We start from the raw sequence: 15,853 nt of genomic DNA on the forward strand, positions 1-15,853 counted from the left end.
AAAGAGATTAATCCTCTGCCATATCCTCATCATCGGTCCGATCAGATGCCGCTGGGGGGGCGTTCTGTATCAGAAAAATTTGCGCAGGCAGGGTGAAGTTACGCAGTTGCAGCAGACCTAATGGGCCTTTGCCCAGCTCGGTGCGTAATATCCATTGCAGTGATTGGTTATCCATGGTGGTGAAGGTCAGTTGATAACGCCCTTCATCCAGCTTTTTCTGTTTTGCCTGTTCCAGCCAGCGGATCAATCCCCATGTCCCCTGATAATCACCGTATAAACGGGCCCCGGAATTCACGCCAGTCCAGGTCAATAGCGTGCCGGGTTTGTAGGTATCACCCGGCCAGCGGAAACTCTGCCAACTTTCCATCTGGTTGAAATAATGCAATTTCTGTCCATCAATCGCTAAATTGGTTTCCACCACATTCGGAACCGGACGTGCCAGTAGCTCAAAGCGCAGCCCCTGACTGCCGTCAGTGAACAGAATATCGGAGACTTGACTCAGTTGATTAATGGCCGCCAGAAAGTCCGGGTTAAACGTCAGCCCCTGGCTGTTCACTTTACTCGGAACCCAGCGCGTCCCTTCTTTATGCAGCACGCCACCCAGCTCACGGGTCAGGAAGCTGTCGATACGCCCGCTATCCTTACGAATAAATTCGGCCAGCATCGGCAGTGAAGCATCGCTTTTACTGGCGGCAAACGGGTAACGCCCGTCAAAGGCTGATTTCCAATTGGCCACCACCGCGTTTTTCCACTGGTCGTTAAGGCTGGCCGACGAAGGTTGCAACACGGTCTCCCACGCCTGAGTCAGCGGCTGAACAAACATCGTCTGCCCAAAACTGCTCCATTCCTCTCCCAGACTGGCGGCAATCAGGCTGCCGTACTCCTGCGTGTCCGTCAGGTCGACACTTTTCCCTTGGAAAACGGTCTGGGCCAGTACCTGAGTCATCTCTTGTGGGTTCGAGGCATTAACCACTTGCTGGAGCTTAAGCCGTACCCTAGTCACGCGGGTGAGTAACGTTTGCAGGCTCAGCGAGCTGTCGGACGACATCCTGTTTTGTGCATCACCTTTGCCCATCAATGCCAACAGCGGGCCAAAGGTCTCGTCCAGCGGGCCTACTGGCCCATCGGCACTCTGGTCAATGGCCGGGGTCTGATCTTTATGCATCAGCGCCTTGGCGGACTTCACCAGAGAATCCGATAACGCCTGATTCTGCTGCCCAGTCTGTCCTTGCCACGCCAGCGTGTTCATCAGCGCAATCAGCGGCGACTGGCGTACATCACTCATCAGCGTCAGTTGGTCAATCACATCCGACAAGTTATGCGCCTCATTCCAGTGCAAACTGTTGAGAAAACTCAGCCAACTCCCAGCAAAATCGGTGAAATAACGTTCCGTCAGCCGCTTTTTCAACGCTTCCGGTGAAATGTCTTCTGATATCGCACGGCGGTTATCACTCAATACCCAGTCAATTTCTTCGCGACGGGAGGCCACCGTTTTATCTATTGCCTGCTGAATTTGCTCATCCCAGGCCTTGCGGGTAAACATACCGGGCACAGATTCCGAGGTCTGGAACAGACGCTGAGCATCAGTGTCGCCGGTCATGTCCGTCAGCGTCATGTCGGCATAGTTGCGACGCACCGATAGCAGCATGTTTTCATACAGCGTACTTTCTGCATTGCGCTGACCAATCTGCCCCAGCAAGACCTGCCGTACCTGGCTTACCAACCCGGTATCCGGTTTAATTTTCCAGTCCGGCTGAGCAGGCAGATTTTGCGCATAAAATTGCCATAAGTCTGGGGCCAGACTCTGCCACAGACCAGGAGACACACCGGCACGCGCAGGCTCGGTGGTCTGCATCACCTGTGCATAAAATGCAGCATCGGCTTTTTCCGGGCGTGACATCATCAAATAGGCCTTTAACTGGTCATAGCCTGTTTTTGCCAGTGCCGCACGTTGCGGGCTGTTAGCCGGCAGTTCCGCCAGTTCACTGAGTTTCTGATGCAGGCTTTGCGCGGTGGCATCCCTAAGAATGCGGTTGTTGGCCTGGCCATACCACGGCATCAGGACCTCAAGCAGCGGCGCATTATGATCCAGGCCAAAGCGCTGATACCAAGGTGCCCCCTGCGCCACGCGAGATTGTAAGCGCCCGATATCATTGCGCAGGGCTTGTAGGGCCATGAGTTGCTGGTCAGAGACCGCTTGCGACTGCGCCAGTTGCTGTGCCTGCTGCGCGGCAGAGACCATTTGGTGACGGTTGACCGCAAATGACACCACACTGCCCACGCCCCACAGCACTATCAGTGCCAGCAAGCTGTAGCACAATGTCTGCTCCCACGGCAGCCCGACACGGCGTCCACGGGCAGAACGACAGTCATCCAGTACCCCCTGCCAGCGGTCAGATGCAGTCCAGTTTTTCTCGTGCACACGCGCCGCCGATGTTGATACCGCCGGCAAACTGAACATCAACCCACGCAGGGGAATACGCGTCGCATACTCGGTAAACCACGGTGTCAGACGCTGCCGCCAGCGGGTGGCGTCACCCTGCTCCAGCGACTGCGCCAGGCGCAACAAAAAATCGTGGTGTGGTTCGACAGAGAGCTGCTGCATCCCCTGCTCACGTAACTGAGGCAACAGAGAGCGCAGTTGAAGCTCAACCGCCTCTGGCGTGGCTTTCGCTGGGAACACCACCCCGACTGGCTGCTCCACCCGCGTATCCTGAGCCCACTCGCTGTCGCAGACCTGCCACAGATATACCGGTGGTTGATAACGCAAGGTTGCACCCATTTTTTCCAGGGTTCGCAGGCCGTTGTCCATCCACTGTGGAGTGCCACTCTGCGCGGCGGGTATCGCCCAAACAATGCCATCAAACGGGCGGCCACGGCGCAGTTTACGCCACTCACTCAGCCCCGCTTCATCAGCCGAATTTTGCACGCTACCACCGTGGATCAGCACCGTACGCTGCCCTTCCAACCAGCCCTGTTCCGCCAGTTGCGGTGCCAATGCGGCGATTTCGTCAGGTTCACCCACCACCATCAGCAGCCGGACTTTGTAGCGCCAGAACAGACCGTAACGGCGGCGCAGACGGGTTTTCAGCTTAATGGATTCAGAGTAGGGTGTTTTCTGTCGAGTGGCTTTAAGGGTGCGTTTGGGGCCCTGAACTTTATCTTTGATGAGCTGACGGGCGGCAATAAAACCTAATGTCAGTACGCTCAGCGAGATAATCCAGATAAAGAGACATATCATCACCAGATTACGCACCACGTTCCAGTCGGTAGATTTTTGCTCCCCCCAGAACCACCATGCCAGCCCTCCCAGAAAGATGACCAGCGTCAGCGTAGTGATAAAGATAACAACGGTAAGGGCCACTGATATTTCAGTAGGCTTATTTTCCTGATCCATAGGGTTTAACAATTCCAAGCGCGAGTGTGTGATTAGGATCGCGAGCCAGCCAGCCACAAGGCATTGCATGGTGTTCCGCGAAGAAGGCGGCAAGCGTTTGAGCCACCATCGATTCAATCTCAGCAAGCTCACCCCAGTTGAGATCCTGAACATGCTGAGTCACATTCCACCCCGTTTCATTCAGGTCAGGAATAGGGGGTTGTGAAAATAAAAAGCTGGTATCGGGGGGCTGAGTTAATTCACTTTGATCTAATGCTCGCTGGGCAACAGCGACGATACTCTCATCAGGGGAAGGGTTATAAACCTCTCCACGCGAGAATTGCACTTTACCTGTCTGGCCCAGTAGCCACAAAACAGCGGCTTCCCCAGCCGGTAATCGGCTTTCATGTGAAGCCGGGAGTGAGCAGCATCCCGCACAGAGAAAGAAAGACTCAGGTGCCGAATGCGCAAGCTCATCAATGATTTCTGTCATGCTTTCCTCACCTCTCCATACGACAGGATGCGCGGGTAACACGACGTCGGGAAAGGACAAGGCCATTTGCGTGGAAAAAACTAACCAGGACGCCGCTGAACCTGACCAGTAACAACGCAGCGGCGTTATTGCCAGTGGCCCCTGATGCTGCTCGCGCCATTGTAATACCAGGGTTTTCGCCAGATGCTTTTCTCTTTCCGTGATATCGACGGCAAACGAGTGCAGTAAGCGCAGTGCCTTGCCACCGGACTCAATACGGACGTCCGGTTGACGGTGATCGCGATTAATCAGCCGTTGCCACTGGGTTAACGTTGTTCCGGCCGGCCCGATTAAGACCGCCTCGGTCAACGCGATATGCTGGCAGTGCCGCGCCCACCATTGCTGCTGAACCTGTTTCACTTCATAGTGATATAACCGCGCGTTATGCGTCGCCATACGATAAAACAGGACGCGTAGCCCCCAGACCAACGCACTTAGCACGGTAATAAAGCCAACCACCATGACCACCTGGCCGTACCCTGCTTCCGGGTGACGTAGCAGTGCAGCGATACCGCCGGTCAGCAATAACACGGTTGCCCCGGCAGCCAGCCAGCGTTTACCTGTCGGCGGGCGGGCATGACGGTAAGCGGGAAAGGTTGGCTGGGGTCTCATTGCTCTATCCCGACATCGGGGAAAGAACTCACCAGCGTGCAGCCACAGGCGCAGCGATGCCCGTGTAACGCGACAGGCTGCCCGTCAACCTCTGAGATGGCACTGCCTTCCACAATGCGGGTCATACCATGGCGGTGACACAGGGCTGCATCTCCTTTGCAGGCGATACCTTTACCAAAGCACTGGTAATGCCCCCCCAACACTTTGCCACCGTATTCCCGCAGGCTGTCGCCCTGTCGTATGATATTTTTCATGGTTTAACTCCTGACTACGACGTCAGTAATGACTCCGCCTGTGCCCAGCGCGAGGCAATCATTGTTTTTGCCTGTTCGAGCTGTTGTTCACCGAGGAGCTCTTTCTGCAGACTGGCCACGGCACCAGGTACCTGCGTGAATGCCGTCAACAGATCGGCTTCCGGCAGCATGGGAAGTGGCTCTCCGGTAATTAAATCCAGCGCTTTGGCTTCCAGAGCCATCACACTCGCGGTACCTGCCAGTCCTGACAATTTTCCCGCCAGTTTTTTCTGTTTAAAGCTAAAGATGACTCCGCCAACCAACGTGGCCACACCCACCACATTGCCCGCAATGGTCAGCAGTGACAGTTCTTTATTGCAGTTGTCGCCGAAGTAGACCATTCGGTCGCGGAAATAGCCGCCCCAGGGCTCGCGGCTACCAAAGGTGGCGTGCAGGAACCACGCACGGGAGTCATGAACTTGGTCGTCATATAAGTCGCGAAGTAAGCCACTGGGTTGCTCGGCATTGCTCGCTTCCCCCTGCGGCGGGAACAGCACCTTGACATGCGCGTCGCCATCGGCTTTCATCCGTTTGAATTCTGCCCGCTCGTCATCGGTATTGATCAGGAAAATGGCCGTTTGTGGGATTTTATCCAGCACCAACTGCCAGGTACTGGTCAGGCTGCGTGATTCGCCACGATAGTCATGACCAAACTCCTGAGCGGCCTGATAGAGCTGGGTTTTGGCGATATCTGGGTCAAAATCCTTCACCCCCGGAGGTAGGAGTGGGGCTGGGTCACCAGGGCGATGTTCAGCCAGTAATTTTTTCCTTTCTTTTTCCACATCCGCCTGTTTGGCATCGCGCGCATCTTTGGAAGCTTTGAGTTGCAAAGCGGTACCATCTTTATCATTTATTTGCTGATAAAACGGGGTGTTAAGCAGAGTAGCCCCAGCATAGCGATTAATACGCCAGGCAGTGATCCACCCCATCTGGTTATCCACCGCTTTTTCAAGCGTGACGCTGGCACGCACCGGTTCAAACTGTGCAGCCTGTTCAGCGGTTAACTCTTGTGGGGCTGGCGGCAGATTTAGTGTGACTTCACGCCAGGCGTTGAAGCGGGTGATGAGATCTTGTGCGATCGCAAATTGGCCTAGAACTTCAGCATCAAACGCGCGCCAAGAGTCTTTTTGTAAGTCTTTGGGTAAAATTTCAGCCCTAACTTTAAGAGGTGCACCGGCATTAAAAGCCGATGCATACAATTCATGTAGCGCAATTTGTGATAATAAGAAACGATCATTACTTCCATTAGCTTTCCCTTGATCGCCTGGCGGATAACCACCACCTAAATCGGAATGCATCCCCGGATAGACGACTTCCACACTGTTCGAGGGGTATTTACCGTCGGTGTGACGAATAGAATCCAACGGGAAGCATAACCGCTGCTCATTAGACGAAATCAGATGCACACAACGTTTGATAAATCCGCCATAGGTGGCCTCATCGGGCAGTTCCTGGGTACCGTCGGCCCAGGCCATATGCCCTTCGGCGACCGGTGCCACATGGGCAATACCCACCGATGCCACCGTATCCAATAGCCCAAGGAACTCGATACTCAATGGGATTTTTAAATCATTTATCGCCAGACATTGTTCCGGCTGCAGGCCTTCAGCTTCTGGTTTTGGCAACAACTCACTCAGCCAGCGGACAAAGGCGCGCGCCTCGGCAGCACCACGGGAAAAACCGTACACATACAGCTTGATGCCCAGCAACTTAGCCTTGCCCGGCTCGGCCGGTGCCAACGCAGTGCGCAGCTTCGATTCAAGCTGTTTGAGCTGCTTACTGAACTCTTCATAGCGGTTATGTGACCCGCCGAATCCAAGAGATGCCCAGGAGGTATTCATTCCTTTTATCGCCGACAAGCAGGCGCTATCATCCAGTTTACCCATGCCCATGGTCCGCATCAGGGCATCAATCAGCCGCAACAACCCCCAGTTGATCCGGTCTTCACCAAAGCGTGCCCCCGCCAGTCCGGTCATGCTGTATTCAAGGTCATTAATCTCAGGGAATGGGGTACCGACGCCGGGAATATAGTATTTGAAATATTTTTTGCTGATGCTGTCGCTGCTATCCAGCGGTTCTTTTTCCGCGCCCCCGGCATAGCCGGTGCCGATGGTGGCACGAAACAGCCGGGCAATATTGGTTGGGTGTTTCGGGTCTGACAAATACTGATCGTTGTTAAGGTTATTGCCGGTACCGTCGAAGAACAGGCTGATATGCAAAGTGTTACAGCATGGCGGTTCGACCCGCCGGTCTGCGGCCAGGCACAGCTCCTGCCGATAGGCCCGTTCTTGGCTATCCTGCTGATGGCAGTTTTTCCCCACCAGTGCCGCCTGGGTCGGTAACCGCCCTTGAGCCGGAAATTGCGCCGGATACCAGGCAATATCCTTTTCTGTGCTTATTTCGGACATACTTTAGGCTCCGGCATCTTCAACGGTTCTTTTATCGGGTAATTAGGGCTGTTGTAGGTGGCACAGGAAGTGGTGACTTTTACCTCATCACAAGGCATATAGTGCACCGTGATACCGCAGGTTTTTTGCCCGGTGTAATCAGGTACGGGTACTACCTTGCTATGTTGGCGATGACTTGCTTTTATTTTTTCCTCCCATTCTAAGTACTTAGATTCATTTTCAAATCCCGGAAAATCCTTTGTAGAGGACTCTCCTGTCTCCCAGTCAATTCTGACTGTCATTCCCGGTCGCCATGGCCCCGGTACACCATAGCAGCAACCGCCGCCCCCTCCCTGATAAGGGCCGATGGCATCAATGCCGGACTGACCATCAACACTGAAGTTGTTGATGGCCCAATGGGTGTGGTTGATGGCTTCGATGGTACCGCCCCCGCCGCCCTGTGCTTCAGCTCCGGGCTGGGTACATGCTGAGAGCAGAAAAAGCCCTGCCAGCAGGCTGAATTTGTCGAGTTTCATGTCACTGTTCCTTCCGTTGAGGTAAGACTGATGAATAACACGTGGCTTAGGATTTACCGCTCACCAAGAAATCAGGAAATCATAAGCACCGTTTTATCAGTAGGTTAATAGGATGAAGAGTCCTCTGGGATACTTATTTCGGACATACTTTTGGCTCCGGCATCTTCAGCGGTTCTTTAATTGGGTGATTAGGGCTGTTGTAGATGTAACAGGAGGTGGTAACTTTTACCTCATCACAAGGGATAAAATGTACTGTGATACCGCAGGTTTCTTGCCCGGTATAGTCCGGCACAGGTACCACTTTGCTATGCTGCCGGTTATTGGCACTCATTTTTTTTTCCAGGCTTTATATTTAACTCTGTCAGCAAACCCTGGAAATCCGTCCATTTCACCGACACCACTCTCCCAATCAACTCTGACGGTCATCCCCGGGCGCCATACCCCCGAGACGCCATAGCAGCAACCGCCGCCGCCGCCCTGATAAGGGCCGATAATGTCGATGCCCGACTGGCCATCGACGCTGAAGTTATTGATAGCCCAATGAGTGTGGTTGATGGCTTCGATGGTACCGCCCCCGCCGCCCTGTGCTTCAGCTCCGGGCTGGGTACATGCTGAGAGCAGAAACAGCCCCGCCAGCAGGCTGAATTTGTCGAGTTTCATGTCACTGTTCCTTCCGTTGAGGTAAGACTGATGAATAACACGTGGCTTAGGATTTACCGCTCACCAAGAAATCAGGAAATCATAAGCACCTTTTTATCAATGAGTTAAGCGTTCAGAAGTCAACCGAGACACTTATTTCGGACAGTCTTTAGGCTCCGACATCTTCAGTGGTTCTTTAATTGGGTAGTTAGGGCTGTTGTAAGTGGCACAGGAGGTGGTGACTTTTACTTCATCACAGGGCATAAAGTGCACCGTGATACCGCAGGTTTTTTGCCCGGTGTAATCAGGTACGGGTACAATCTTGCTATGCTGACGATTCAATGCTTTGATTTTCCTTGACCATTCTTGTTTTTGTTCGAAATATTTCTGCCAGAGATCAGAATTTTGCGGAGCAGAGACGGGGCGTTTTGGTTGTGGAATCTCAGGGACATCACTCGCAAACGCGACACCACTTTCCCAGTCAACTCTGACCGTCATCCCCGGTCGCCATGGCCCAGAGACGCCATAGCAGCAACCGCCACCACCGCCCTGATAAGGGCCAATAACATCAATACCGGACTGACTATCGACGCTGAAGTTATTGATAGCCCAGCGAGTGTGGTTGATGGCTTCGATGGTGCCGCCACCACCGCCTTGCGCTTCTGCGCCAGATTGGGTACAAGCCGAAAGCAGAAAAAGCCCCGCCAGCAGGCTGAATTTGTTGAGTTTCATGTCACTGTTCCCAAGAGGCGTTGCTTGACGAAATCCTCCCTTTCGTCATCCATCAATAACCCTGCCTCCGTGGCCGCCATCATTCCCTCGTAACAAACAGAGAACACTGTTTCCTGCCCCATTATTAAGGTATCTGGAACAGTGAGGTGTCTGAGTAATAGATTCACGTCACAGACACACATTAAATTTTCCAGTTGCCTGTCGTCGAGGATCAGCATAGATATCTCCTCCTCACGTTTGAGCAATGCGCCATTCCCTGCGATTTGACGGGGTTGGTTATCTCTGTCCAGCCAGCTCCAAAAAATAGCCGGGCGCAGAAGATGAGCTTGCTGGTTGGCATCGAGAATATGCGAAAATAGCAAAGGAAAAATTCGGGAGTCATAGAACCGAAAAATCCCCTCCTGGCTGCCACAGACCACGTTAGTACAGCGAGTTAAGTAATCAGCGAGACTGGCGAAGGGCCAGACCGAACAGAGCATTAATAATTGCCCTGTCCCGGCTAACTGCATGGCCAATTCAATCATCCATTGCCGCTGTAGCGTATTGTCGAGATCGATACGGATCAACAACGGCGCATCCTCCAAAAGTATTTCTTCAGGAAGGTCTTTAAACAGAGAGTCCCATTGAATGGCAGTTTCAAAGTTTGTGAGTGTCGGGAGCAACGAAAAGTCACTTCCCGCCTGATCGATAATCATATCGATGTGTTTTATTTTTAAATCGCTACAGGATGACTCAATTAATTCAACCCACTTAATAACCTGCTCGTTATTCATTGTTATGCGCTCCTTGGCACAAAGCCTTGCGCGAGTGCCTGTGCCTTTTTAAGGCACTCTTTACACACCGAATTGGGTAATTCTGGCAATGGGAAATCCTGGCTCGCCGGGGACTCCATTTTATGCATCCCTTTGAGGCTTAATAGTCCTGGCCCGTGGATTTCAATTTCACCCTGTGGTGTTAAACGGATATATGCCCCACCGCACCCCAGTGTAATGCCGTTCTTGGCGGTCAATTGCAGATGCCCTTGAGTTGACTGGACAGTGACATCTTTTAATGCTGTCAGGGAAAGTACATCGCCGTGTGACTCAACTTCTAATGGCCCTTTGCCTGAGACCAGCCGCATCCCTTCCTGTTGTGAAAGCAGAGAGACCGCTTGGGAGGCATTTGCCGAAAATCGCTGAGAGCTGGTCAGGTTTATTTCCCCCTGACTTTGCAGATACATTGCTTTGCCACTTTGCAGCAACAGACTTTCAGGCGTAACCGCGCCAATACCTTGTGGCGCACTCATCAACAGGACAGGACCTTTAAGCTGGGTTGAGTCAGTCAACAGCTGCTTCAAACTGCTGTTCTCTGGCGGGAAATTATGATGCGTCTGAGTAATGCTTCCCCATTCCGTCATCTGGTTTAGCGCACCTTTCATCAAACTGATAGGTTGCGCCATCTCCAGCACCTGCCCCTGGGCTTTGGCCTGACCGTCGGCACTGATAAAGAGGCCCTTTTCTGCACGCAATGCACCAAAACTGTCGGTACGCAGCTCAAAACCTTCACCCCGAGGCTGTTTCTCGTTATCAACTAAATGCCCCAGATTCAACTGGCTTTTGCCGCCGTATTCGGTGCTGAGCTTGATGTGCTCTTTACCTCGTTCATCTTCAAGGCGCAGTTTATTATTCGACGGAGTGCGCAGTACGTTGCGTTTGTAATTACTGATGGTGACATGGTCGCCGTGCGCCGAGTCGTGCAACACAGAGGCAATATACGGCCGGTCCGGGTTGCCATCCTCAAACGCAATCGCCACTTCGGTGCCCGCCAGCAGCGGCAGGTGCAGGCCGTAGGTGTCACCCGCATACGGGCGAGCCTGACGAACCCACAAGCTTTCGTAACCCGGCTCCCAACTGTCACGGTCGAACATCAGATTGACACGGTAACGCCCGTCTTTGTCGATATGACCATAAGTGTCGTTCGCAGTGGTGCTGGTCACCCGCGCCGGCAAGGTCCCGGCCATGGTCGGCTTGCGGATAAGTGCTGGACGGAAGCAATAATCTTCGGAGTAAGGGATGGCCTCAAAATGCACTTCATAGCTGCGGTCACGGCGGGCATAGCTGGTGATGCGGGTGATGACCACCCCTTTACCAAACTGTGCCGGTACATCGTTTCCGGTGACTTTCAGTTCCTGACCCGGCCCCAATGTCGCCGCATTGGCCACCCCCGAAAAGCGCGCCTGATTGTTCAGGTAGCGTTCATGGCGCAGGCGGGCATAAAACGCCCCACTTTCACTTTCCGGCTCACGCCCCTCGCTGCCTGCGGTCAGGTAGTTATCGGCGTAATGATAAGCTTCGCCGTAGGTGGTGGTATCACCCCGAGTGATATCGGCCCCGGCCATCATATCGGCAGTCGCGGTGCGATAGTTGTAATCGCCGGTACTGACCGATTTTTCAACCACCTGATGAGCACTGGACAAGTCCCAGACCGACTCCACGCCGCTGTCGTGCATCCCCGAAGGTGGCACCGCTTGTAGCGTCAGCCCTGGCGGGTAAAAACGTTGGTCATCGTAAAATTCCACCACATCAATATTGAGTTTGGGGTCAGCGGTAAAACGAAACCAGATCCCCACTTCCGCCAGCAGGCGGCTGATAAAGGTCAGGTCATCTTCGCCGTATTGCATCACCTGCTCGCGGCGCGGATATTCACGGGCCAGCGTGAAGACAAAATCCTGACCGCGCATGTCATGGCGCTCACGCAGAATTTTTTCCACAATCTGCGGCACCGACATGTCCTGATAAATCCCGTTCTGATGGCTGCGCGACAACAAAGCCAAACGCGGTTGCAGACTCAGTTCGTAACGGCATTCATCATTTGAAGCAGACAGGCGTTTAAATCCGGTCACCACGCCGTGGATCACCCGCTGGGTCTGCTGAACCGTCACGCCAAAGGCTTCGGCCACCGGGGCCGCCAATGTCAGTGACGCGTCCTGCATCAGCATCGTGGCCGGGTCAATCGCCTTGTCTGCGCTGGTGAATTGAATGTCGTAACAGAACGGCTGGCTTAAACTTTCGTGACCTTCAAAGCCCAGTACATCAACAGAGGCCGTGCTGTCGCGGACCACCAGTTTGTGGTGGCTATGGTCAAACCGAATAGCAGGGAGAGAGGTATTCATTTTTCGCCTCCTTCAAATTCAAGGGTAATGCCGTCGGCTTCATCCCAGCCCAAGGTCAGCGAGGTGGTGCGCTGTTGCTCACTCATGCGGCTTAACAGTTGTTGGCTCAGCACCGGTAAAATCTGCTGATTGAGCAGGCTATCGATGTTGCGCGCGCCAGTGTCCGGCAGCAGGCAGGCGGCGACTAGCGTGTCGTACAGGCTTTCTTCAATCGAGCAGTGCAAGCCGTAATGTTTGTTCAGGCGTTTAGCGACCTGTGCCAGTTTCATCTCGACGATGGTACGCAACGCGGTGGCATCCAGTGGGCGGTAGATCAGGGTCTGGAAGCGGGCCAGCAAGGCGGGCTGGAAGTGGTCACGTAGGATCGGGCGCAGCAGTTCATGCAGATCGCTATGGGTCGCTTCCGGTTGTTCATCCAGTAACTGCATCAGATGATCACTGCCCAGATTGGCGGTCATCAGGATCACGGTGTTACGAAAATCAATTTCGCGCCCTTCACCGTCGCGCATAAAGCCACGGTCAAATACCTGATAGAACAGGTTAATGACATCAGCGTGCGCTTTCTCAACTTCGTCAAGCAGCACCACGCTGTACGGGCGCTTGCGCACCGCCTCGGTCAGAATGCCGCCCTGACCGTAACCGACATAGCCCGGTGGCGAACCTTTCAACTGAGAAACGGTGTGCGCCTCCTGATATTCAGACATGTTGATGGTGATCAGCGATTTCTCGCCACCGAACAGTGTGTCGGCCAGTGCCAGCGCAGTCTCGGTTTTGCCCACCCCACTGGGGCCAACCAGCAGGAACACCCCCAGCGGGCCATTTTCGGACGTCAGGCCGGTTTTGGCGGCGCGCAGGCGTTGTGCCATCTCAACCAGCGCCGCATCCTGACCGACCACCCGGGTCGCGAGGTGGTTTTCCAGTTGCAATAAATCGGTCTGTTCGTCTTTCAGCAGGCTGCTCAACGGCACGCCGGTCCAGTCGGCGATAACCGTCGCCACCGTGCGCACATCAACATCCAGCGACAGCAGCGGCGCATTACCCTGAATCTGACTTAACTCTTCCTGCAACCTGGCCAGATGTGCCGCGTTGGCGATATCCTGACGCGCGTCGATAATCAGGGCGGTGAGGCGTTGCTCTGCTGCATATTGCTGTTCAAGCGTTTGCTGCCCAACCAGCAGTTCTGCGCGGCGTAGGTCAATCTCAGATAAGCGGGTTGAACCGATACTCGGCAGCAGGAGCAAATCCTGTTCGATGGCCTGTTGCTCCATCGCCAATGCAGCCAGTTCGGCGTTAATTTCCATCAGCGCGACCGGTAGCGTGTCGATGCTCATGCGCACGCGGGCACCGGCAGTATCGAGCAGGTCCACCGCTTTATCCGGCAGTTGGCGACCGGTCAGGAAGCGCCGCGACAGGGTAACCGCAGCGGTAATAGCAGAATCCAGAATATGCACGCCGTGGTGCTGGGCGTAGCGGCCCTTTAAGCCGCGCAGCATCAGGCTAGCTTTGGCGTCGTCCGGCTCGTCAACTTTCACCATCTGGAAGCGGCGTTCTAATGCGGCATCCCGTTCAAAATACTGTTTGTATTCCGACCAGGTGGTAGCAGCAATGGTGCGCAGTTCACCACGCGCCAGTGCTGGTTTCAGCAGGTTGGCGGCATCTGCGCCACCGGCCTGATTACCGGCACCGATGATGGTGTGGGCTTCGTCGATAAACAGCAGCACTGGCGTCGGTGATTGTTGCACTGCTTCAATAACATTTTTCAGCCGCTGTTCGAACTCGCCTTTGACCCCAGCCCCGGCTTGCAACAGGCCCAAGTCCAGGGTGCGCAGGCTGACGGTTTTCAGGCTATCCGGCACGTTACCTTCGGCAATGCGCAGCGCCAGCCCTTCAACCAAGGCGGTTTTACCCACACCCGGTTCACCGACCAGAATCGGGTTGTTTTTACGGCGGCGCGACAGGATGTCGACCATCTGGCGGATCTCGGTATCGCGACCAAAAATCGGGTCAATCTGCCCGGTTTTCGCTTTAGCAGTAACATCGAGGGTAAATTTATCCAGCGCCGCTTGCAGGGCGTCATTGAGTTGCGGCTGGCCACTGGTAGAGGTAGTAGTCGCTGCCTCATTGGTCAGATTGACCGGGCTGTCTGCCAGTGCCGCTGCCTGCTGCACCTCAGGACGTTCATCGGATTGGCTATCCAACAACGGTAGCAAGCGGTGTAACTGGGTGGTGCTCAGGCTGAGCAACGGCCATCCCGCCTCTGCGGTTAATAATGATGGCGAATTTATCAGAGCAGATAACAGATGAACCGAGCGCACCGCATCGGCATCTTCCTGCAACGAGGCATCTAGCCAGGCACTTTTGATCAGTTGCTGTAACGCGGCTGACAACTGGGGTTTGCCCTGCACCGTGCGCGGCAAAGTATCCAGATGGGCCAGCAACCCCTGCCACAGGCTGTCCATGTCCCACTCATAACGACGGGCAATCACCGTAATATCGCCTTCACCCTGTTCCAGCAGTTTCAACAACCAATGTTCAACGGTTATCTCGGCATGGGCACGGGTCTGACACAGGGTTGCAGCACCGGCCAGTGCCTGCGCGCAATAGGGATTTAACCGACGTAATAAGTGTGCTGAATGCGTTGTCATAAATTCTCTTCCTTGTATGCGAAACCTGATACGTTAGCCGGTTTCACTGGCGTTATTGTCGCCGTCAGTTTGAACACGGACAGCGCGCAAGGCCCGGAGCGTACACGCAGTACGTGATGGCCCGAGCACTGCCCAGGTGCAAAATGGCAAGTAAAATAGCCAGATGAAGCTGGCGTCGGGCACGCTACCGCCCATAGCCATAAACCAAGGCCCATAAGGTCATCTGATAAAATGTGTGTGCGTTTGGCTGAATACCGATACCCCGATACTGAGCTAAAAACACAAAAAGCAGACGGCGAACCGCCTGCTGCTGCGGGTTACCCTAAATAATTCGTGTTGCAGGCAGGCGGCAAATGAACGAATCCCTGGGAGCATAGATAACTATGTGACCCGAGTGAGCGAACGTAGCCAACGCACCTGCGGCGCGAAGAATGACGGGTAATTACGCGGTAGTACGCTCGTTCCAGGAATCGGAATGAATGATGTTGCCGTCTTTGTAAGTCCAGGTGATTTTTTCGTAACGCAGCTCAATGGCTTCGAGGTGATTGTGTTTCTCTTTGGCCGGATCCTTGATGTCGTGCATCTTCGGTGCCACTTTCACCAGTTTCACGTTCTCAAGCTTGGTATTGAAATATTCCACTTCCTGGCCCGCATCGTTAATGCGATACCATTTGAACTCAGCGGATTTCAGGGTCTGGCCGGTGGTTACCGCTTTGTACAGGTACGGGCTGGAAGAATCGATTTCCTTGGTGAACAGGAACGGGGTATGGATACGGGTGCCGGTCAGCTTGCCCGTGTTGTTGTCTGTCGGGATATACAGGTTATGTTCCTGTGCCACGATCTCAATGCTGCCTTCGCGATCTTTAACATCTACGGAACCTTTAATGTCCGCACCGCCATCATCTTTCAGCCACAGATATACTGGAATTGCCATGGGTTACTTCTCCATT

The 15,853-nt window shown here is 54.0% G+C and carries 10 protein-coding genes and 1 pseudogene; all 11 read right to left on the reverse strand.

The window, feature by feature from the left end:
• Window positions 1-7: 7 nt before the first annotated feature.
• The 11 genes and pseudogenes from ACWJJO_RS18915 to hcp all read right to left on the reverse strand — a co-directional run bounded on the left by ACWJJO_RS18915 (window position 8) and on the right by hcp (window position 15,837).
• Window positions 8-3,397: an ImcF-related family protein gene (locus ACWJJO_RS18915; RefSeq protein ID WP_481091393.1), complete on the reverse strand. Its 3,390-nt coding sequence runs from the start codon at window positions 3,395-3,397 to the stop codon at window positions 8-10.
• Window positions 3,381-4,520, reverse strand: coding sequence for a hypothetical protein (locus ACWJJO_RS18920; protein ID WP_481091394.1), 1,140 nt, complete (start codon window positions 4,518-4,520; stop codon window positions 3,381-3,383). The genes ACWJJO_RS18915 and ACWJJO_RS18920 overlap by 17 nt, the downstream gene beginning before the upstream one ends.
• Window positions 4,517-4,774: a PAAR domain-containing protein gene (locus ACWJJO_RS18925; RefSeq protein WP_025377078.1), complete on the reverse strand. Its 258-nt coding sequence runs from the start codon at window positions 4,772-4,774 to the stop codon at window positions 4,517-4,519. The genes ACWJJO_RS18920 and ACWJJO_RS18925 overlap by 4 nt, the downstream gene beginning before the upstream one ends.
• A 14-nt stretch (window positions 4,775-4,788) precedes the next feature.
• Window positions 4,789-7,221: a T6SS phospholipase effector Tle1-like catalytic domain-containing protein gene (locus tag ACWJJO_RS18930; protein WP_481091395.1), complete on the reverse strand. Its 2,433-nt coding sequence runs from the start codon at window positions 7,219-7,221 to the stop codon at window positions 4,789-4,791.
• A complete protein-coding gene (gene tli1a / locus ACWJJO_RS18935) occupies window positions 7,209-7,736 on the reverse strand; it encodes a Tli1a family immunity protein (protein ID WP_481091396.1) in 528 nt (175 codons plus the stop codon). The genes ACWJJO_RS18930 and tli1a (ACWJJO_RS18935) overlap by 13 nt, the downstream gene beginning before the upstream one ends.
• A gap of 133 nt (window positions 7,737-7,869) precedes the next feature.
• Window positions 7,870-8,396 (reverse strand): annotated as a pseudogene (gene tli1a, locus ACWJJO_RS18940) (Tli1a family immunity protein).
• Between the two features lie 132 nt (window positions 8,397-8,528).
• Window positions 8,529-9,107 (reverse strand): Tli1a family immunity protein, encoded by a 579-nt coding sequence (gene tli1a / locus ACWJJO_RS18945; RefSeq protein ID WP_372569617.1) that lies wholly within the window; start codon window positions 9,105-9,107, stop codon window positions 8,529-8,531.
• Window positions 9,104-9,880: a toxin Tle1 chaperone Tla1 gene (gene tla1, locus ACWJJO_RS18950; RefSeq protein WP_481091397.1), complete on the reverse strand. Its 777-nt coding sequence runs from the start codon at window positions 9,878-9,880 to the stop codon at window positions 9,104-9,106. The genes tli1a (ACWJJO_RS18945) and tla1 overlap by 4 nt, the downstream gene beginning before the upstream one ends.
• A 2-nt stretch (window positions 9,881-9,882) precedes the next feature.
• Window positions 9,883-12,258, reverse strand: coding sequence for a type VI secretion system tip protein VgrG (gene vgrG / locus ACWJJO_RS18955; protein ID WP_481091398.1), 2,376 nt, complete (start codon window positions 12,256-12,258; stop codon window positions 9,883-9,885).
• Window positions 12,255-14,903, reverse strand: a complete 2,649-nt coding sequence (tssH, locus tag ACWJJO_RS18960; RefSeq protein ID WP_481091399.1) for a type VI secretion system ATPase TssH — start codon at window positions 14,901-14,903, stop codon at window positions 12,255-12,257. Before tssH ends, vgrG begins: the two co-directional genes overlap by 4 nt.
• 442 nt (window positions 14,904-15,345) lie before the next feature.
• On the reverse strand, window positions 15,346-15,837 hold the full coding sequence (hcp, locus tag ACWJJO_RS18965) for a type VI secretion system effector Hcp (protein WP_004711812.1): 492 nt from the start codon (window positions 15,835-15,837) through the stop codon (window positions 15,346-15,348).
• Window positions 15,838-15,853 lie beyond the last annotated feature (16 nt).

It is taken from the genome of Yersinia antarctica (assembly GCF_056636475.1).